The sequence below is a fragment of the Rhizobium johnstonii 3841 genome, from assembly GCF_000009265.1.
In the GTDB taxonomy this organism is placed as follows: Bacteria; Pseudomonadota; Alphaproteobacteria; order Rhizobiales; family Rhizobiaceae; genus Rhizobium; species Rhizobium acaciae.
Genome location: NC_008384.1, coordinates 231,057 through 250,706 on the forward strand (window position 1 = coordinate 231,057; position 19,650 = coordinate 250,706).

17 protein-coding genes and 1 pseudogene are annotated in these 19,650 nt (G+C 60.9%); 7 read left to right on the plus strand and 11 right to left on the minus strand.

Translation table 11 applies throughout. The features are described from left to right. Nucleotides 1-41: 41 nt before the first annotated feature. From RL_RS30870 to RL_RS30885, 4 genes are all read right to left on the minus strand, one after another. Nucleotides 42-830 (minus strand): hypothetical protein, encoded by a 789-nt coding sequence (locus tag RL_RS30870; RefSeq protein WP_011654968.1) that lies wholly within the window; start codon nucleotides 828-830, stop codon nucleotides 42-44. 90 nt (nucleotides 831-920) lie between these two features. Further along, nucleotides 921-3,170, minus strand: coding sequence for a multiheme c-type cytochrome (locus tag RL_RS30875; protein ID WP_041936892.1), 2,250 nt, complete (start codon nucleotides 3,168-3,170; stop codon nucleotides 921-923). Nucleotides 3,171-3,268: 98 nt separating this feature from the next. Continuing rightward, nucleotides 3,269-4,240: an HAD family hydrolase gene (locus RL_RS30880; protein WP_233939088.1), complete on the minus strand. Its 972-nt coding sequence runs from the start codon at nucleotides 4,238-4,240 to the stop codon at nucleotides 3,269-3,271. A 115-nt stretch (nucleotides 4,241-4,355) separates the two neighbouring features. Beyond that, a complete protein-coding gene (locus RL_RS30885) occupies nucleotides 4,356-6,026 on the minus strand; it encodes an arylsulfatase (RefSeq protein WP_041936893.1) in 1,671 nt (556 codons plus the stop codon). Between the two features lie 300 nt (nucleotides 6,027-6,326). On the opposite strand from RL_RS30885, the gene RL_RS30890 reads away from it, so the two are divergent. From RL_RS30890 to RL_RS30915, 7 genes are all read left to right on the plus strand, one after another. After that, entirely contained in the window at nucleotides 6,327-8,213 is a 1,887-nt protein-coding gene (locus RL_RS30890) for a sensor histidine kinase (protein WP_041936894.1), read from the plus strand. Further along, nucleotides 8,210-8,842, plus strand: coding sequence for a response regulator transcription factor (locus tag RL_RS30895; RefSeq protein ID WP_011654973.1), 633 nt, complete (start codon nucleotides 8,210-8,212; stop codon nucleotides 8,840-8,842). Before RL_RS30890 ends, RL_RS30895 begins: the two co-directional genes overlap by 4 nt. A gap of 99 nt (nucleotides 8,843-8,941) precedes the next feature. Then, complete coding sequence (locus RL_RS30900; protein ID WP_011654974.1) at nucleotides 8,942-9,313, plus strand: response regulator transcription factor; 372 nt, start codon at nucleotides 8,942-8,944, stop codon at nucleotides 9,311-9,313. Between the two features lie 423 nt (nucleotides 9,314-9,736). Beyond that, entirely contained in the window at nucleotides 9,737-9,889 is a 153-nt protein-coding gene (locus RL_RS40305; protein ID WP_165422434.1) for a hypothetical protein, read from the plus strand. A gap of 176 nt (nucleotides 9,890-10,065) precedes the next feature. Further along, nucleotides 10,066-10,794 carry a phosphatase PAP2 family protein gene (locus RL_RS30905; RefSeq protein WP_011654976.1) on the plus strand — a complete coding sequence of 243 codons (729 nt, stop codon included), beginning with the start codon at nucleotides 10,066-10,068 and terminating at the stop codon, nucleotides 10,792-10,794. Nucleotides 10,795-10,851: 57 nt separating this feature from the next. After that, entirely contained in the window at nucleotides 10,852-11,604 is a 753-nt protein-coding gene (locus tag RL_RS30910) for a COG4280 domain-containing protein (protein ID WP_011654977.1), read from the plus strand. Further along, nucleotides 11,601-11,825, plus strand: coding sequence for a hypothetical protein (locus RL_RS30915; RefSeq protein WP_011654978.1), 225 nt, complete (start codon nucleotides 11,601-11,603; stop codon nucleotides 11,823-11,825). The genes RL_RS30910 and RL_RS30915 overlap by 4 nt, the downstream gene beginning before the upstream one ends. A gap of 101 nt (nucleotides 11,826-11,926) precedes the next feature. Here the strand turns inward: RL_RS30915 and RL_RS38605 are convergent. The 7 genes and pseudogenes from RL_RS38605 to RL_RS30945 form a co-directional block, all read right to left on the minus strand. Beyond that, nucleotides 11,927-12,137: pseudogene (locus RL_RS38605) on the minus strand (hypothetical protein). A gap of 230 nt (nucleotides 12,138-12,367) precedes the next feature. Continuing rightward, nucleotides 12,368-13,600, minus strand: a complete 1,233-nt coding sequence (locus RL_RS30920) for a type II toxin-antitoxin system HipA family toxin (RefSeq protein WP_011654980.1) — start codon at nucleotides 13,598-13,600, stop codon at nucleotides 12,368-12,370. Next, entirely contained in the window at nucleotides 13,600-13,977 is a 378-nt protein-coding gene (locus tag RL_RS30925; RefSeq protein WP_041936895.1) for a helix-turn-helix domain-containing protein, read from the minus strand. The genes RL_RS30920 and RL_RS30925 overlap by 1 nt, the downstream gene beginning before the upstream one ends. 351 nt (nucleotides 13,978-14,328) lie before the next feature. Next, the gene (locus tag RL_RS30930; RefSeq protein ID WP_011654982.1) at nucleotides 14,329-15,849 is read right to left on the minus strand and encodes a cyclic nucleotide-binding domain-containing protein; all 1,521 of its coding nucleotides are present in this window, start codon (nucleotides 15,847-15,849) and stop codon (nucleotides 14,329-14,331) included. A gap of 77 nt (nucleotides 15,850-15,926) precedes the next feature. Then, nucleotides 15,927-17,054 carry an ABC transporter permease gene (locus RL_RS30935; protein ID WP_011654983.1) on the minus strand — a complete coding sequence of 376 codons (1,128 nt, stop codon included), beginning with the start codon at nucleotides 17,052-17,054 and terminating at the stop codon, nucleotides 15,927-15,929. Between the two features lie 5 nt (nucleotides 17,055-17,059). Then, nucleotides 17,060-18,268: an ABC transporter permease gene (locus RL_RS30940; protein ID WP_011654984.1), complete on the minus strand. Its 1,209-nt coding sequence runs from the start codon at nucleotides 18,266-18,268 to the stop codon at nucleotides 17,060-17,062. Nucleotide 18,269: 1 nt separating this feature from the next. Beyond that, nucleotides 18,270-19,250, minus strand: coding sequence for an HlyD family secretion protein (locus RL_RS30945; RefSeq protein WP_011654985.1), 981 nt, complete (start codon nucleotides 19,248-19,250; stop codon nucleotides 18,270-18,272). Nucleotides 19,251-19,650: the final 400 nt, after the last annotated feature.

Sequence of the window (19,650 nt, forward strand, 5' to 3'; positions counted from 1 at the left end):
AAGGATAATCGCTAACAGTACGAAGTTCGCCAGTCCGCCCGTTAGAACCGGATGGCGACCCCGAAGATCGGCCCCTGCTGGACGACGTCAAAGACGAACCCGTCATTATCGTAATTGACGCCGAGTGCACGATATCCGGCGACCGCTGAGATGGTGTCGTTGAACTTGTAGCCGAGGCCCAACGCCACATCCCAGTCGATATCGGCGCCGCCGGCGCCCAGTAGGCCCCACCCCGTGACATAGATTTCCGGCGTGAAGAAGTAATTTCCTCGGACGCCCGCAACGGCATCGACCCACGTGGCGCTGTCTTCGACATCCACTCCGGCCAGAATGCCGCCATTGAATGAGATCTCGGTTTTGGCCGACCAGACCTTCATGCCGCCGACCACGTCGAGGTGGCCATTTTGGTCTTCGAGTATGGCGTAACCGACGCCAAGAAATCCCGCGAAGGTCTTCGACGTCACATCGACGCTGTCGGCAAGGATGCCGGCCGGCGTGTCGGCATCGGCACCCAGCTTGGTGTAGATCACGTCACCAACGATGCTGAAGCGATCGTATCTTGCTTCGCCTGCCGCCATGAAAGCGAAGTCGAGGTTATTGAGGATATCGCCGAAATCCGCGTCGACATGAACTTCCGGCAGCCCAAACTGCCCAATATCGCCGGATAGGCCGGCAGCCCAGAAATATGGAGCGAAGGTGAATTCCCAGCCGCTCTGGCTCTCGACAGTTTTTGCTTCCGGCGTGAGCGGCGTGACATCGGCGGCATTGCCGACCGACGCCGCGGAGATGCCAGCCAGCAACAGAATGGCACGCAAGTATATGGCTTTCATGAGAATCCCCCGATCTCGTTTATCGCCTCGGCACTGCTGTCCCGAGTCGGCACTGTGCAGCGAGAAGTAGATTTGAACAAGCTTAAATACCTATTTTCCGTTGATCTCCTGCTTCAACTGCCCGATGAGGCCTGAGAGCTGCTGGTCCTCAGGTCTCAGTCGCGCCAGATCCTCCGCGTGTTTCAGCGCCTCCGGCAAGCGTCGAAGCTTGAGACTGTATTGCAGTGCCAGGCCCACGATATCGGCGTCTCCACCCGCTGCCCAACCATCGAGCCTGTCCAATGCCTCCCCCGTCCGGCCAGCGGAATCGAGAGCGACGGCAAAGGTCGTCTTGTAGCGGGAGTTTTGCGGATCCAGCCGCACCGCTTCTTGGAGTTCCGTGATAGCCTCGGTCAATGCCTGCTTGCGCACCAGCGACAGCGCATGTCCGTAACGCAGATCCGCGCGCTCAGGCGCGATCCGGATCGCTTCGGCATAAGTCTGCTCCGACAGGTCGTTCCGGCCTGTGGCGCGGTAGAATTCCGCGAGATTGATGCGCATTGCCTCCAGTGTCGGGTCGAGAAAAATCGCCCGTCGAAAGGCGGCTTCGGCCTCGGCCGTACGCTGTCGAGCAAACAGGAAGACGCCATAATTGCTTTGTGTTTCGGCGACGTCGGCATTCGTTTCGACATAGGCGCGCAGGTCCGCGACAGCCGTTTCGAAATTGCCGCGCTGATTGCCGAAGAGCTCGGGCGGGGTGCTTGCGAGTGCATTCGCGGCAGCAACGCGCACCGCGCGCGTCGCATCGCCAAGCAGGTTGCCGATCGCCTCCAGCCTCTGCTCCGGCGGAATATTGCCTGCTGCTTCCGCAGCGCCGAGCCTTGCGAGCGGATCTGCATCGGCTGCGGCCGTTCGAATGTCGGTGGCGACATCCACGCCGCTAATTCCACTCAGTGCGGCGATGGCGCTGCCCCTGACAATTCCTGCCTGGTCCTGGTCACCGACAAGCGCGCGCAGAGCCTCAATCGCGGTCTGATCGCTTTTCGCAGCTCCGGCGAAGGCATGGGCGATCGACGCGCGCTTGCGCCATTGCGTTCCGTACCATCCGTCCATTGTCTCGGTTGCCCAATCATCGGTTCTGCCGACATGGCAGGTCGTGCACGCATTCGGCGTTCCGAGGCTTGCCGATAGATCGGGCCGGGGGATGACGAAGGAGTGGTCGCGGCGCGGATCGACCTTCATGTAGGTGCGTTCCGGCATGTGGCAGTTGGCGCATTGTGCCCCGGTCGAACCGGCCTGGTGGTGGGTATGCGCGGGAGTGTCGAACAGCCCGCTCGGATCCTGGTTGACGAAGCGCTCCGGCTTCGTCTCGGCATGGCATTGCGTGCAGAGCGCATTGCCTTCGACCTTAAGCCCGGCCTCGTGCGGCCGATGACAGTCGAGACATGTCACACCGGCCCTTGCCATCTTGCTTTGCTGAAACGAGCCATACTCGAAGACCTCGTCGAGGATCTGCCCGTCCGGGAAATAGAGGTCCTGCCGGAGCAGGTCAGGGGAGAAATAGTCGAGAAAGGGCTTTCCCGGTTGATAGCCGTCCAGCAGCTTGGTGCGCCTGGCATGGCAGGCAAAGCAGATGCCGGCATCGACTTTCGGCAGACCTGTATCCAGCTTGACGGAGGATGAGGCGTTGCCCGATTGCGCCGAAGCGACGTGCTTGGCTCCGGGGCCGTGACAGGACTGACAGCCGATGCTGGTGGCGACGTAGGTCGACTTGTATGCGTTGGTCTGCGGTTGAAACTTCGCCTTAGGATCGGTCGAATGACAATCGATGCAGGTGCGGTTCCAGCGATAAAAAGGTCCTGTCCAATGATAGGTCGATCCGGGTTTGGCCGGGGTGCCGTTGCCGAGCCAGAACCATTGCCGTCTGACCGTATCCCAGGCGATGTCGAGAGCCTGCAGCCGTCCTCCCCCGATGTCGACGAGGTATTGCTGCAGGGGCTCGTAGGCGAAGGTGTATTTGATTTCGAACTCGGCTTGGCCGCCGTCCGCTCCCTCGGTGCCGACGAAGAAACGACCATCGCGACGGGTGAAGGTGGTGACGACGTCGTCATGGTCGAACCGGGTGTTGTTGAAATCGCCGCGCACTGTTTCGTGGTCAGCCAGCGCCATCGCCTTTGCATGGTGGGATTTCGAAAAAGCCGCGGCCTGATCGGCATGGCAGGCTGCGCACGTCCTTTCGTCCACGAAACCCTCATGGATCGATATCTGCGGGTCGGCCCCGGATGTCGAGATGTCGTCGGTCGCAAGGCTGCGCCCGGCAGGCGCGAGCAACAGGAAAAGCAGGACCGCTATTCGTCCCATTGCTGCTGACCGAACAGATGCTGCCACTCAATCGCTCCCTGTTGACGTTTGAGAAGATCGGGCCGCCATGGTTCAAACCTCTGGCGTGAGGCGCAATCCTAATCCTTGAACACTTGTTTCCAGTCGGCCTTCATATCGACGACAGTCCAGCCGGTGATCGCGGCCGCATCGAGCGCCTTGTCGAGGCGGCCGAACTCTGTATCGCGGTCGTAGGCATATTCACGCTCCGCATCGGTGTGATGGATCAGCACGCCGAGCCTGGCAGGTGCGCCTGCCATGGTCGTCCATTGCAGCATTTCGAGATCTCCGTCGGAATTGCCGAAGGCGGCAATCGGCCGCCGGCCGATCTGCTGGTTGATCCCGACGGGTTTGCCGGCCTTGTCGTCGATGAAATTGACTTCGGGAAGCCGATAGAGGGTCGGCGTGTCGTCCTGCATCCTGAATTCGGTCTTGATCGACGAGCCGATGACCTGCTCGGGCGGGACGCCGTAGACTTTCTCCGCCCATGGCCGCATGAACTCTATGCCTCCGCCTGAAACGATGAAGGTCTTGAAACCGTTGGTGCGGAAATAGGCGAGAAGCTCGACCATCGGCTGGTAGACGAGTTCGGTGTAGGGCCGCTTGAACTTGGGGTCACGGGCCGAAGCGAGCCAATCGGTCACGATCTTCTGGAAATCGCTGCTGGTCATTCCGGCATGCGTGGTCATGATGAGCTCGACGAGGCCCTTTTCGCCCGACGCCGCGAGCGACTTCATGTCGCCGTCAAGCACCGCCTTGAATGGCTGCGTCTCCTTCCATTCCGGATGCTGCGGAGCAAGCGTCTTCACGCGGTCCAAAGCGAAGGCCAATTGGACGTACATGGGGTGCTCGACCCACAGGGTGCCGTCATTGTCGAATACGGCGATCCGTTCGGTTTCCGGGACGAAGTCGGGCGATCCCTGCCCAGTGACCTTTTCGACGAAAGAGACGATGGCAACCTTCGAGGCGGTATCGTTCCAGGAAGGCAAAGGATCGCTTTGAGCGAATGCAGAAGTGGCATGAACCAGTGCGACACCGAGCGCAATGATCATCAGGCAGATCAATCGCGGCGCCGAGCGGACAAAAGACATCGGTCATCCTCCGGGGTTGGCAACAGGGAGAAACAGAATATGGGCGGCGACCCCTCGCAGAGCCGCCGCTCTTCGATCAGTTCCCGGTCGGGAGGGTGAGCGTCACACCATCCTTGGCGAGCTGATCACGCACCCACTGAAAGCGCTCGTAGTTCGAGAGCGTGATCGGACCCGTGTAGCCGACGCTTTGCATCTTTCTTGGAGGATACTTGACGTAAGTCGCCATGATTTTCTGGAGTTCTTCGCCCATGACAACGCCCATCCATGTACGTTCAGTGAAGTTGTTCATGAAAATGTCGTAGCGCTCCTGCGGATCCTGCCAGAGGTCGAAGACCTGGGGAACCGTTGCCACGTATTTGTCCGGGCCTTTCCAGCCGAGATTGGAATCGACTGCCAGTCCGCCGGTCTGCGCTCCGTCGTCGCCGCGAAGATTGAACGCAAACTTGTAGTTATTGACCCTGATGGCACCTGGCGACAGCTCATTTTCGGTGAAATAGAACCATGATTTCCGTTCCGATTTCCCCGTGCCGAGGAGGATCGGCGACATGTCGTAGCTGTCGAAAATGATCGGCTTGTTTTCGCGGTCCTCGGTGGGAAGGGGGACCGCGCCGACGGCAGCGAATGTCGCCATCAGATCGAGACCACCGACAATGTCGTGGTTCTTGGTGCGGGGTTTGATCTTACCGGGCCAGACGGCGATCGCAGGGACGCGATTGCCGCCCTCGCGCAATGTACCCTTCGTGCCACGCAACGGCGTGTACCCAGCGTCCGGATAGACGTCCTGCCAAGCACCATTGTCCGTGGTGTAGAAGACCAGTGTGTTCCGGTCCATCCCCGTTTCACGCAGCTTGTCCATGATCCGGCCTATACGGGTGTCGAGTTCCACGATCGAGTCGGCATACTTGCTCTTCGACAGTGACTTGTGCTCGAATTCCGGCGCCGGCATATTTGGCTGGTGCACCTTCATGAAGTTCACGTTGATATAGAAGGGCTCATCCGGCTTCTTTGCGGCTTCGTCGAGAAATTCGACGGCTGCCTTTTCGACATAGCTGTCGAAGTAGGGGATGCCGACAACGCCTTCCTTGCCGTCGATAATCGGGGTGTCGACATATTGACCGTTGACCTTGAAATCTTCAGTGACAGGTCCCCCGGCCTTGCCGGAAAGCGCCCCCTTCGTCACCCTTTGGAACATCTCCCGCAGCTTCGGATCCATATCCGGAAACCAGGTGGGGTCGGCATAGGTATAGGCATTCAGATGGTAGAGGCCGGCGTACCGCATCTCGTCATAGCCTTGCGCAATCGGCAGGGCGTAATCCGCTTCGCCGAGATGCCATTTGCCGGTGAAGTAGGTGTGATAGCCACCACGTTTCAGCACAGATGCTAGCGTCCATTCCGCTGCCGGCAAGCCACCGCCCTGTCCTTGAAAGGCAACTGTCGTCATGCCGCTGCGGTTCGGAATGCGTCCCGTCTGCATGGCGGCGCGGCCGGGCGTACAGCTCGGCTGGGCGTAGAAGGAGAAGAAGGTCATGCCGTCTTCCGCCAGTTTGTCGATGTTCGGGGTCGGCATCCCGCGACCTTCACCGCCGCCATAGGGGCCGAGGTCGCCGTAGCCGGTATCATCGGAAACGATGAACAGGATGTTGGGTTTTCGTTGGGTGTCCTGCGCTTGCATGGGCGAGGCCGCGCACCAGAGAATGGTGGATGAAGCCAATGCTCCGATGTAGCGGATAAGGATTCTGCCGTTCATTTCAAATCCCTCCGTTGCCGTTCGGTTGAATGACGGAGCCGCTCGCGGCAAAGCGCCCCGATCGCATGCGTCGTTCAATTGGACTGCTTTGAAAATGAAGAACCTGCTGGAGCTGCCTCCGGCAGGGTTGCGAGGCCGGCAGCATCTCTGCCCCGGCCCGCTGAACTTTAGCGAATGCTGCCTTCGCCCGATATTGTACTTTAGGGAATCTCTTCATGCGGTGGCAATCGACAGTAGTAATGCGCAGATGACGCCGCAGCGAGAAGCTGTTATTGTCGCCCGGCTTTGGGGGGAAAGCAGATGGGCTTGGGCGAATGGTCAGGTCGATTTTGCTGCACTGCCTTTTTGTTGGCGGTTGTCGCCATAAGTCTGTCCAGTCGCCATGCCTCAGCCTCCGACACCTCGATTGCCAACCGGGTTCCCCGGGTCCTCGTTCTTTATCCTTATGATGAGAGGATCGCGGCGACGACTGCTGCCGGAGAGGCGCTGCGGAGCCGACTGCTGGAGGCGACAAACGGCAAGATCGACCTGTTTTCAGAGTTCCTGGATCTCTCGCGGTTTCCGGAAGGTGACCATGTCGCGCGCATGGCACGATATCTCGGCGAGAAATACGCGCCGCGCCGCCCGGACGTAGTCGTCGCCCTCGGCAAGGAATCGGCGAGCTTCGTCACCGCGAACCGCGGCACGATCGCGCCTGGCGCAAAGATCGTCGCCGCCGGTTTCGGCACAGCCACCGCCGAGAAGATCAGCTTGCCGGATGACGTGATCGGAGCCTTCACGACATTCGACATTCTGAAGACGGCCGAAATGGCCCGCAGCCTGCAGCCCGATGCCCGCCACCTCTACATTGTCGGCGGTTCGTCCGACTTCGACCGCGGATGGTTGACGACTGCCCGCGCGGCTCTCGAGCAGTTCTCGAAGTCCTACGAGACGACCTATCTGGAAGATCTGACGATCGACGAGTTCGTCGAGCGGGCATCCCGTGTGCCGCCTGACAGCATCATCCTGGCATTGACGGTCTTCAAGGATCGGGAAGGGCGCAACTTCATTCCGCGCGACGCGATCGGGCAGATCGCAGCGACCGCCAGCGCGCCCGTCTACGGACCCTACGAGACCTACATCGACCACGGTGTCGTCGGCGGCAATACCGTCACATTCGAAGCGCTGGGCCGCACCGTCGGCGACCTCGTCATCGATGCGATTGCCGGTAAGCCGGTGTCGGATCTCGAAGCGCCGCAGACCTATGTCGCCGATGCCCGGCAACTCCAGCGCTGGGGGCTCGCCGAAAAGGATCTGCCGCCGGGCACGATCCAGATGCACAAGGAGAGGAGCCTCTGGGAGGAGCACTGGGTCGTGGTGGTGGCGGGGGGAGGCCTCGTGCTGGCGCAGGCCAGCATCATCTCGGTGCTCTTGCTCGAGCGGCGGCGCCGTCGCCGCGCCGAGCGCAACTCGCGTTTGCACCTGCTTGAAGCCGTCCATCTCAACCAGTCAGCGACAGCCGGAGCATTGTCCTCGTCGATTGCCCACGAACTGAACCAGCCCCTCTCGGCCATTCGAAACAATGCCGAGGCAGCGTCGGTACTTCTTCGAAGCGAGAAGCCGGACCACGAACTGATCCAGCAGATTCTTCTCGACATCCAGGAGGACGATCAGCGTGCAGGCGATATCATCAGCCGGATGAGAGGATTGCTCAAGAAGAGAAACGAGATCGATTGGCAGGAGTTCGACCTCAACGATGTCACGTCGAGCGCGATCCACATCATTCATGGCGAGGCGGAACGCCGCGGAATCAAGCTGACATCAACCCAGCTGCCCGGCAAATTGCCGGTCCGTGCCGACAAGGTTCACGTGCAGCAGGTCATCCTCAATCTGGCGACCAACGCGATGGATTCCATGCTGGATGCCCTCCCGGCCGGGAGAACGCTCACCTTTGCAACGGGACTGGCGAACGAGAAGGTGGAGCTGCGGGTCTCAGACACCGGCGACGGCATCCCCAAGGAGAGGCTGAACAGCATCTTCGAGCCATTCTACACCACCAAACAAGCGGGGACGGGGCTCGGTCTCTCGATAGCCCGCGCTATTGTTGAGACCTATGGCGGCACCATCTGTGCCGACAATCGGCCGGAAGGCGGCGCGGTCTTTCGGGTGGCATTGCCGCTCGCCCGCAGGCCGGAGCGATCGAGATGAAACCGGTCATCCATATCGTCGATGACGACAAATCCTACCGGACGGCGACCGCAAGGCTGCTTGCCGCACATGGTCTCAAGGTCGAAGCCTATGAATCCGGAGACCAGTTTCTCGCCGGCCTTTCCGCTTGCGAGCCGGGCTGTGTTCTCCTCGACCTCCAGATGCCCGGCCAGTCCGGCCTGCAGATCCAACGCCGGCTGTGCGAGCTGGCGCCGCTACTGCCGGTCGTGTTTCTCACGGGGGAAGGAGACATAAAGGCAAGCGTTGAGGCGATGAAGGCGGGCGCCAAGGATTTTCTGGAGAAGAGTTCGACTACGGCGGTATTGATGGAGGCGATCGATCGGGCGCTCATTCAATACGAAAGACAGCTGGCCGAACACGACCGCCTTCAAGCCCAGCGCACGCTGGTGGCGGGCCTCAGTCCGCGCGAGGCCGAAGTGTTCCGGTTCCTCATTCGCGGCCGTCTCAACAAGCAGATCGCTTATGCGCTCGGCATCTCGGAGCGGACGGTGAAGGTCCATCGCCATCAGGTCATGGATAAGCTTGGCGTACGCTCGCTGGCCGAGGCTGTGTCGATCGCCGCAAATATCGGCCTCATCGACCGGGATATGGCATCACCGGTGGGGTGATCGGCTCCTTCCCCTAAGGACAATATCAATCGACGTCCAAGCGGCCTAATTTGATCGGCAACCGTTAATCTCTCAAATGTTCGAAAGAGGGGGCATGAGGTGGAGAACCTTCGCCGCACGGTCGCTGTCGTCGATGATGACGCAAGCCTACGGCGCAGCCTCGGGCGGCTGCTCAACGCCTACGGTTTTCTGGCCGAGGAGTATGCATCCGCCGAGGCCTTTCTCGCTCGCGATCCCAAAACGGCGATAGACTGCCTTGTCCTTGATATCGACCTCAGTGGCATGTCCGGCATCGATCTGCAACGCAGACTGAAGGCCGAGGGGACAACCCTTCCGGTGATTTTCATCACGGCACTGGAAACCGCCTTCGTGAAGGCGGAGGCGGAAAAGGTGGGATGCGTTGCCTATCTGCAGAAGCAATTTTCCGGAGCTGCGCTGATTGCGGCCATCAACAAGGCATTGGGATCGTGAGCTGATGGGGCGGAGACCATGCGCTCTCAAAGCGATGATCGCCTTTGTATCGCAGGCGTTGGCGGCATGCCAGTGGTCTTAATGAAGTTATGGCCGGCGAAATCAACGACCAGAAAATCCACGCTCGGGAACGTCGTTGCATGTCGCAAGGTCTTGACCCTGGCTTAGGATTGCCGATCTCGCGGGGCCGACATGATCTGAAGGGAGTTCTACGGCAGGCATGACTGAGGTTTGACGACGCGGACTTTTGACGCGGCTTAACGAGCTCGGAGACAAGTTTGTGAGGCGTATTTCGTGCTGGCTCGCCTCTTCCGAGGCGTTCATGTACTCGTCGCGGCCGCTCGACAGGTATGACCGATCTTTTGATCTCGAAAACATGATTATGATTAGGAGGTTAACATACTTAGATCAAGAAAATTGCCCATGTTGATTGCCGGTCTTCGAAATTTGCAACCTGTTGATGGTTTGCCGATGTTTGCCAGGAAATTTATATCGAAAAATCCGAAGCTTACCCAGGTCGGAGCGACAAATCTGCCGATGTTGCTTGCCGATCTTCTGCCCAAGGCTTCGCTATGAATATCAGGCGACTTCCGCACCCGACAGCCAGGTGTCTGACGAGCTTCACCGCTGGCCTCGCCAACCGAAAAACTCCTCTCGGCAGCGTCCTTGATTGCAGCAAGGTCTTGAATCCTGGCTTTGCCTTGCCAATCTGGCGAGGATCGACATGATGTAAGGGGAGTTCTGCGGCAGGTATGAGTGAGGTTCAACGACGGGGATTTTTGACACGGCTTACCGCCTATGAGCCGCTGACGCTCATTACGCTGGCATCCATCGCCGGTGGACTGTTCCTGCTCCAGCGACTGACAAGCGAAGTTCTGGAGGGCGAGACATTCCGCTTCGACGAGGCGATCCTGCTGGCGTTGCGACGGCCGGGCGAACTTGCCGTGCCGATCGGTCCCGGCTGGCTGACCCATGCCGTCGACGATATCACCAGCCTCGGCGGTATCACCGTTCTCTCGCTGATGACGGTTCTCGTCACCGTCTATCTTCTGCTCGACCGGCGCTGGCCGATCGCGATCTTCGTCTTTTCCTCGGTGTTGACCGGCTGGCTGGCGAGCACGCTGCTAAAGATCCTCGTCGCCCGGCCGCGCCCCGACATCGTGCCGCATCTCGTCGAAGTCAGCGATCTCAGCTTTCCCTCCGGACACGCGATGGTCTCAGCGGTGACCTATCTGACGCTGGGCGCGTTGCTGGCGCGAACGCAGCGTTACCAGTCGACGCGAATTTTCGTTATGGGCGCCGGCGTCTTTCTCGCCGTCACCATCGGTTTGAGTCGCATCTATCTTGGTGTCCATTACCCCACTGACGTCTTGGCTGGATGGTGCGCCGGCGCGCTCTGGGCGCTCGGCTGCTGGCTGATTTCAAAGCGATTCGTTCCGAGCCGCGCGCCAGATGATGTTGCCGAAGCCGGAAAACGGTAAGAAGAGATAGCAGTTCAGGCCGATACATGATTCCCCCGGGCACAACGGACAAGAACCATGACAACTTTGACAACGATCACCTCGACGGTCACGGCCGCGTTTCTCGGCTCCTTCGTCGAGGTCGTTGAAGCCTTCACCATCATCCTCGCCGTCGGCGTCACGCAGGGCTGGCGTCCGGCCTTCATCGGCACCGGTCTTGCACTCGCCCTTCTCGCTCTTCTCGTACTGGCGCTCGGTCCGCTGCTCGCCCTTATTCCGATCGAGCTGATGCAGTTCGTGATCGGAACGCTGCTCGTCCTGTTCGGCCTGCGCTGGCTGCGCAAGGCGATCCTGCGGGCCTCCGGCTTCATCGCGCTGCACGACGAGGAAAAGGCCTTCGCGACCGAGACCGATAGCCTGCGGCGCCAATCCGCCGAGCGCCGTGCCAATTTCCTGGCAGGGACCGCGGCTTTCAAGGCGGTGCTGCTCGAGGGGATCGAAGTGGTGTTCATCGTCATCGCCACCGGCGCCGGACACGGCATGATCGGTTATGCCAGCCTTGGGGCCGCCGCGGCCTGCCTGCTGGTGCTGATCATCGGCATCTTCGTGCACAAACCGCTCTCGGTGGTTCCGGAGAACAGCCTGAAATTTGTCGTTGGGCTGCTGCTCAGCGCCTTCGGCATGTTCTGGGTCGGCGAGGGCGTCGGCGCCGACTGGCCCGGTGCCGACCTTTCACTTCTGGCGATCCTTGCCGTGCTTGGCGCCTTCTCCTTCGTCGCGGTTCGGATGCTGCGCCAGTATCTCGACACCCCTGTCGAGGTGGCCGCGTGATGGATATTCTTAAGGTCGCGTTCAGGGAATTCTTCGGCATGTTCATCGATGACGGCGCGCTGGCGCTGGCGGCGCTGCTGCTAATCGCCGCCGTCGGCGTTCTGGTGAAATTCGTCCACGTCGACGCACTGCTAGCCGCTGCTCTGCTTCTCGTCGGCTGTCTGCTGATTCTCGCCGAGAGCCTGGCACGGGCGGCGCGAAAGAAGTTCCAACGGAAATAGCTCAGGCGACCGCTGCGATACCTTGAACAGGTGGTGGATCAGCGTCACCAGCCGAGGAGTTGCGCAAGCTAAGGTTCATTAGGCAGTCTCGCTGGTCACTCCTATGCTCTCCGGCCGCGATAGGTCGTTGGCGGCGGAAGCGCTTCGTGGGCTTGAGCCAGTGTTTCGAGCCACTGCCAGAACATTCGGAATTTCTTCGTTGCCGGCCTCCATTGATTCAATCCACGACAGCTCGCATTGCAGTGCCGAGGCAATGTTGATTGGCGTCCAGCGGATATGCAACAGGCACTCGGAGAAACGTTCTGAGGTCATGATGAGCCCGTCAATTGTGGCCGCCGTCAGTGTGCCACAGAATGGTGACGGGCCAAACCCCGCACCGAACTGTGAGAACGGAATATGGCGGGCTGTCAAGAAGGCCTTTAGTACCATGATCGGCGGTCCATGGTCGCACGACGACCCTCAATTTTCCTTATTCAACAGTCCAGATCAGAGAGCTATGTCATATATGACAAGATATTCGACTTTATCGGGCATATCTGAAATTATATATCGAGCGCTATCTCAGTCTGGTCGTTTACGAAGGCGGCTTCATACTCGCGCGCCAACGGCCCGGAGACGCCCACGTGTCGAAGCGCATCTCGCCATTGCATCGAAATTTGCTGCGCCGTCTCGCGGATCATCTGGCGCGCATCTGTTTGGTGCATTTCGAAGAACTCGCAGGCTTCGAAGGCCAGACGGATTGACCGGTCATGCGCACCGCCCTCAAGAATTGACGTTTCGAGATGCGGATTGCGGTCAGGTGCGGGGTTAACATCGAACACCGGAGACAGTCGCCAGCGACCGGCCCCTACATAAAGGAAACCGTGATTCTTTAGATGGTCATCCTTGTTCGACACGAGGATGGTGAAGATCAGGCGCAGAAAGAGTTCACGGAAATCGGCCTGCGGATCAGCGGCATTGGCTCGCATGAAGTCGACGATCTCCGTATAGGAGCCGAGTTCGGCTCCGGTCTTGCCGAGTGCAGTGCGGGCCGAGATATAAGGAACACGCGTAGGCCCGCGCCTATCGAACCGCTTGATCAGAGCGACCGGGAATGGCGTGTCAGCCAGTTCGAGCCTGACCTCGGGGGTCCGGATCCCGCAAGCCCGGGCGAGGCGGAGCGTGGCGACCTCGACGCATTCGATTGGATGCTGATCATGAACCGAGGTAAACTTGGCGAGCCAGAGCGTGTCGCCATCCCGAACATTGGCCTTAGGACGCGCACCGCCGGAACCGCCCGCACCGACGAGCGCCTGCATATCCTCTGCGGATATCTCCTTGCCCTGCTCATAGGCCTGGGCGATGGCGGTGATGGCCTCCAGATCGACCAGACGCGGTACGGCGTCGGCCGCGCCGCCCCGGATGATTTTTCTGCCATCGTCCACAAATCGCAGCGCCCCCTGCCGGCAAGCATCATCGGACAACGTCAAATATTCGAACTCCGAAAGGCCATTGCCATAGGTGCGTTCGAGAAGCCTTCGGCCCCAACTGTCCGGTGCAGCGTCGGCGAAGACGCCCGCCAATGCGTCGCGCATATTTCCGGGTTGGCCGGATGTGTGAAATGGCCCAGCTTCAAGGGGAAATGTCGGCTGCAAGGCAAAGGCACGAGGATTTTCGATCCAAGCCGGATCGTAAGCAAAAGTCGAGAACTGCCGCGGCCCCGCCTGCGTGAAACGCAACTGGCCAACGGGTGTCAGGCTCTCGCCGAGAACGACATGGGCGTTGAACTCAGGCATCAGAATGAAGCGCCGTCTGGATCAACGACATCCGGATCCCCCTGTGCCGTCTTACCCTTGGCCCTCTGCCTGCGCAGCGTAGTCGCAAAAGACCGTCCGCGACGTGGCTGGCGTTCGGCGGTCAACGCCAGACCCAGATCGTCTTTCCGGATGTCGACCAGGTCGGCCAACCGGTCGACAAGGCCAAGCACAACGAGAACATCGGCGAGCGTGCCGATCCCGACACCAGGATCTCCCTTTTCCAAGCGCGCGACGGTGCTCGGCGACGTGCCCGCCCGCACCGCCAGATCGGCCACGGCGATGCCGCGCCGCAAACGAGCGCCGCGGACGTCGTGTCCGAGCCTTTGGAGGGCAGGTTTTGATTTGGGCGATCCCATAGCAGTCATCCCAGATATGATCGATAAAGTTACTTATAATGTCATATATGATGAGTTGGTTGTTTCTACAAGCGCGTTGCGCGATAGACGTCCTGTCAACGACCAGCCCGATAGTCCATGGCTTCTAAAAGGGGTGAGCGGTCCAACCGAAGGAGTACCCGCTTTTTCTCTGCGCGTTCAAGTGAGGCCCCTAGCGCCTTGCCAACCTCCTGCCGGGCCGTGCTGGGCGAAACGTAGCAAGCCATCAGCTCCTCGTTCGCCGGGACGGAGCGAACCTCATTCTCGGGGTTGGCATTGAAGCGGGATATGATCCCAGCTGTGAAAGGCCTCGGTGACCATTGCCCTGGAGCGCTACTGCGGCACCTGGAACAGATGACGGATGCGCGTGACAAGCGAGCTCATCGAACGGCCATTCAGCGTGGCGCCTTCGGGCGCGAAGGAGTGCTGGCCGGTCTCGATGCGGCGCGACAAAGTGGCGGCAAGCTCTTCGGCGATGCCGGGCCGGTCGTGCAGCAGCGGCGTCAGGCTTGCCTGGGCAATCTCGTAGACGACGACGAAGGTCAACGCCCGCAGGCTGGCCGCCTCGCCGACGCCAATCAGCAGCCCGCTTTCGCCGAAATAATCGCCCGGCGCCAGCCGGCCGAGTTCGATTTCCTTATGGCCTTCCTGGCGGGTGGCGACGAGGGCGCCGCTGCGCACGATCATCAGCGATGCGACCGTATCGCCCTGCTCGATGAGGATGGCATCCTTCTTGTAGGTCCGCCGGGTCATCGAGCCTGCGAGCGTCTCCTTCTCGTCCTCGGTCAGCGAGAAAAACAGCGGGATGGCGTCGAGAAGCTTGAGCGGCGTCGGCCGGTGCGGCTTTGTCATCTCCTCCGACTGCAACTGCTCGGGCGGTGGGCCGGCGGCGTCGAGCGGTCGTGCCAAGGTGAGGCCTGCGGCCTTGATATGACGGTAGATCAGATCGAATATCTCGTTCTTCGCCGGCCCCGCCTGGCCGATATCCCTGACGCGGAAGGAGAGTTCCACCTCCATTGCATCTGATGTCAGCGATTTGATCTGCACCCCGGGTTTCGGTTCGGTCAGGATCGAGTCGCTGCTCAAAAGCACGGCGCGCATGACCTCGATGATCGCCGACGGCCCGATCGTCGGCACGACCCGGACCGTCAGTGAGGCGCCGTGACTGCGATCGGGGCTGCTGAGATTGGTCAGCCCGACCTTGGCCAGAAAGCTGTTGGGCAGCACCACCAGGTCGTTAGAACCGTTCAGGAGATGGGTGGAGCGCCAGTTGGTTTCGACGACGCGGCCTTCGACGCCGTCATTCAGTACGATCCAGTCGCCGATCGTATAGGGCCGGCCGAGATTGAGCGCGATGCCGGAAAAAACGTCGCTCAAGGTGCTCTGCATCGCAAGGCCGAGGATGATGGCAAAGACGCCTGAGGTGGCGATCAGCGTGCCGACGGGGAAGCTGAAGACATAGGCGACCACAGAGAGGATCGCGCCGAGATAGATCAGGCCGATGACCAGATCCTGAACGAGGCGACCTTCTCTCGGCTGGCGCTCGAAGATCAGGAAGACGCGGACGAAGGCGATCAGCGCCCAGGCGGCATTGATCCACCAGACCACCTTGGCAAGGGCGATGAAGACACGTTCGAAGGTCGAAGCCGGCGCCGGCCCGACTTCGTAGGGCACGATGTCGTGATAGAGCAGCAGGACGGTCAGCGCCGCGAAGAAGAACACCTGGCCGGCAAGCTTCCAGCTCGGGAAGGGTCGAAGCGCTATGCGCGTGACGATCGCGCCGACCACGGCCAACGTCCCGGCCTGGACGACAGGATCGGCAAGCACTCCGGACCATGTGACATTATCAAGCATCGACTGTCCACTTGCTGGAGCATGATGCCGAAAGGTGTGAGCGGTTTTCGGTCAACATCATGCTTCACTCTAGAATTCTAATGGTGGCTTCGCCGCATCCTGACTTCCAATCCGACCGCGAGGCAACCGTAAAATAGCGCCAGCGCCCAGAGCGTCAGAAACGGCGTGCGGACGTCGCTCAGCGGCGCCCCGAGCTGCGATACCGATACGATTCCGTTGATGGCGGAACTGCTGGGAACCAGGAGCGCCAGATATTGCAGCGCCTTCGGCATCGCCTCGGTCGGCCAGGAAAAGCCAGCGAGAAACAGGAAGGGGATGCCGATCGCCGCAAACACCAGCTGGACGGTCAGGGGGTTGCGGAACAATGCCGCGACGACCATGCCGAGCGCGCTGACGGAAAGCACGAAGGGCAGCGAGACGGCGAAGATGATGAGCGGTCCCCCGAGCCTTGGAATGTCGTAGAGATAAGGCAGCACGATCAGATAGAAGGGCAGCACCACCGCCTCCAGGACGAGGTAGGCGAGCAGCTTGCCGAGCACGGTTGCGAGAGCGCCGGCCGGTGAGCCGGCGAGCCCGTCGTTTCGCAGCGTTCCGAGCAGGCCGACGCCGATCAGGAGCATCTGCTGCAGAAGGAGAACAAAGGCGGCGGGCAGGAGATAGGTGGCATAGCCCCCCTGAGGGTTGAAGAGCGGCACCGTCGTCAGCGGCATCGGGTCGGAAGCCGCAGCGGCGACGGCAGGATCGACATGCATGGCGACCAGCCTTGCAGTCTCGACCTCGGCGCCGAAAGTCTTGGCGACGGCCGAGACGCCGCCGGAGATGCGCGAATAGATCAGGAAGTAGCTGGCATCGGCATAGAGCGCCACGGGCGAGGGTCGTCCGTGCAGCAGGTCGCGCTCGAAATATTTCGGGATGACGAGGATGCCGTAGAGCTGGCGGCCGAAGACCTCGCGCTCGGCGCTTGGCTCGTCGGGCAGTTCGGCGCCGATGGACACATCGGCCGAGGCATCGACGCGGCGGGCGAACTGGCGGCTGCTGTCGGTGCCGTCGAGATCGACGAGGGCGATCGGCACGTCGCGCAGGGCCTCGCCCCGGTAGGGCTGGGGATAGAGGGCGGCATAGATGCAGGCCGCCAGAATGAGCACGGAGAATGCCGGCCGCAGCGACAGGATGCGCTGCAATTCGATGCGGCAGGTCGCCAGCACGCCGTTTATCGGGTGGCCTCCCGCAGTGCCGATGCCTCGCGCCTGTTCCTCGATCTCATCGTCTCCAGCCGCAGCACGGTGACGGATGCAAGCAGGACGACGAGGAAGAGCAGCACGAGGATCGGCTTCCACGACAGATCGAGCGGCGTGCCGCGGATCGTCTGGTCGATCCTTGCCATCAGGTACCATGTGCCGGGGATCATCTGGCCGTAATAATAGGCGAAGTCGTTCATCCCAATCCTCGGGAAACCGATGCCCATGAAGCCGAAGGCGGGCGCGGCTAGCAGCGAGCCGATGCTGATGGCGCTCGCCATCGGCCGCAGCAACAGCGCCAGCAGCACGCCGATGAACTGGCTTGCCAGGATAAACAGGGTGCCGGCCATCAGCAGCAGGGCGCGATTGCCGCGCAGCGGCATGTCGAGAAGATCGAAGAGGACCAGATCGGCGATGCCGAGCACGGCGAGAAAGATCAGCGTATAGGGCAGGATCTTGCCCGCCAGCGCCGGCCCCAGCCCGCCGCCCAACCGTCGGAGGATACGCAGCCGGTGGCGGCTCTCGACGTCGAGGCCGAGCGAATAGGCCATCGTCGTGATGATCACCACCTGCAGCACGCTGGGCATCAGGGCGGCAAGAAGGAAATGGGCATAGTTGAGGGTGGGGTTGAAGAGCGGGTTCACCTGTACCGGAACGGGAGCGAGAGCGGCCTGTGCGGCGTCGACCGGCTCTCCCTGGGCGGTGCGCAACGACAATCTGATGCCCGCAGCCACCGTCGGCACGGCGGCGTTGACGCCACGCAGCACCAGATTGCCGGTCGTCATCGTCTGGCTGTTGTAGAAGAACACCACTTCCGGCCGGCGGCCGGACAATACGTCGCGCTCGAGATTGCGCGGGAGCATCAGCAAGCCGTGAACCTCGCCGGAGAGGATGAGCTGCCGGCCTTCGGCGAGGTCGCTGACGGCAAGCGCGACCGACGTATCCTGGCTGGCGTCGACCATGCGGATGATCTGGCGCGACAGATTGGTGCCGTCCTGATCGAGCACGGCGATCGGCAGGCGGGTTGCCAGACCTGCGCTGAAAACCGCAGCCAGAAGGCCCATCAGCAGCAGTGGCAGGACCGTCGTCAGGAACAGGAGGAACGGCCGGCGGCGAAACCAGTGGAACTCCCGTGCGAAGACGAGAAGGAAACCCGGGTGCACGCGCCCGCGCGGCGTCATTTCAACGCTCCGACCAGGCGGCGATGACGCTCATGCCGGGCCGCAGGCCGTCCACCGCTTTTACCGGAACGGCGCGCACCTCGAACGTCCTGAGATCGAAATCGCCGGTCGCCCGCGTCGCCCGCCAGGTCGCGTACTGTCCCTGTGCATTGATCATGGTCACCTTGACCGCGATCTTGTCGGGGCCGATTGCCGGCACGGCGACATCGAAATTGTCCCCGACCTTCAGGCCCTTCAGCAGATCCTCGCGCAGGTTGAACGTGAACCAGGGGTTCTGGAGATCGATAATCGAAAAGAGTGGCGCGCCGGCGCTGAAATTCTCGCCGAGTTCGGCAACCCGCGTCGTGACCTGCCCGGAGATCGGCGCATGGATCGTCAACTCGGAAACATTGACCTGCTGCTGATCGAGCGAGGCGCGCGTCTGTTCCACCTGCGCGGCGGCAAGCGCCTTCTCCTCCTTGCTGGAGCCGGCGACCGCTAGCCGCACATTGGCCTCGGCGGATTCGCGCTTGCGAATCGCTGCTTCAAGATTGCGGGCCGCCTGGTCCGCCTGAGCTTGGGTCGAGGCGCCGGTGGTGATCAGCCTGGCCTGACGCGCAGACTCTTCCTGGTAGAGGGTCACATCCGCGACGGGCGCAGCAAGTTCGGCGTTGGCGGCATCGATCGTCTCGGGACGCGTGCTGTTGACACGGGCAAGATCGGCTTGCGAAACGGAAAGGGCGGCTTGTGACATATGAAGTGCCGCCGTCAGTTCGGGGCTTTCAAGCGCGGCGATGACACTGCCCGCCTCGACATTGTCGCCGACATCGACATTGAGCTTGGCAATACGGCCGGAGACACGCGGGCTGATATCGACCCGATTGGCGGAGACCTCGCCTTGGACGATGAGCGGCGGCGGGCGTGTTGCAAACCAGAGCAGGATGCCGAGTGCTGCCAGAACCGCCATGGCGATCATTGGCCGAAGAATTCTGGAAGCTGTCATGACCCACTTTCCCTTGCCGAATGACGTCGCCCGGATGCATTTGGAAGACTGGTAGGTCAGCATTGCCGGTCGCTACAGAGATGTCAAATGACTGTTTCTATGTAACAACCGGTCTGTTCGGCGAGGGTCTTGCAACCTTTACCCGAGGGAGGGTGTGGGCCTCGCCCGCGCGCCCTTGTCCTGTTCGAAATCTCCGGCGACGTACAGTTCCGCACACAATGGAGTGGCACGAACGCCGAGATTTCTCGTTGTTTTGACCAAGCGGCTCAACCTCATCTTGGTGGCGCCCCATCCTTGCGGCGCCACAAGCGCTTGAGCGCTTACAGCGCCGCGCGTCCTTTAGACGCACGGCGCTGTAACACTTTCAATCCTCACATTGTTACTTTCCGAAAATCGAATC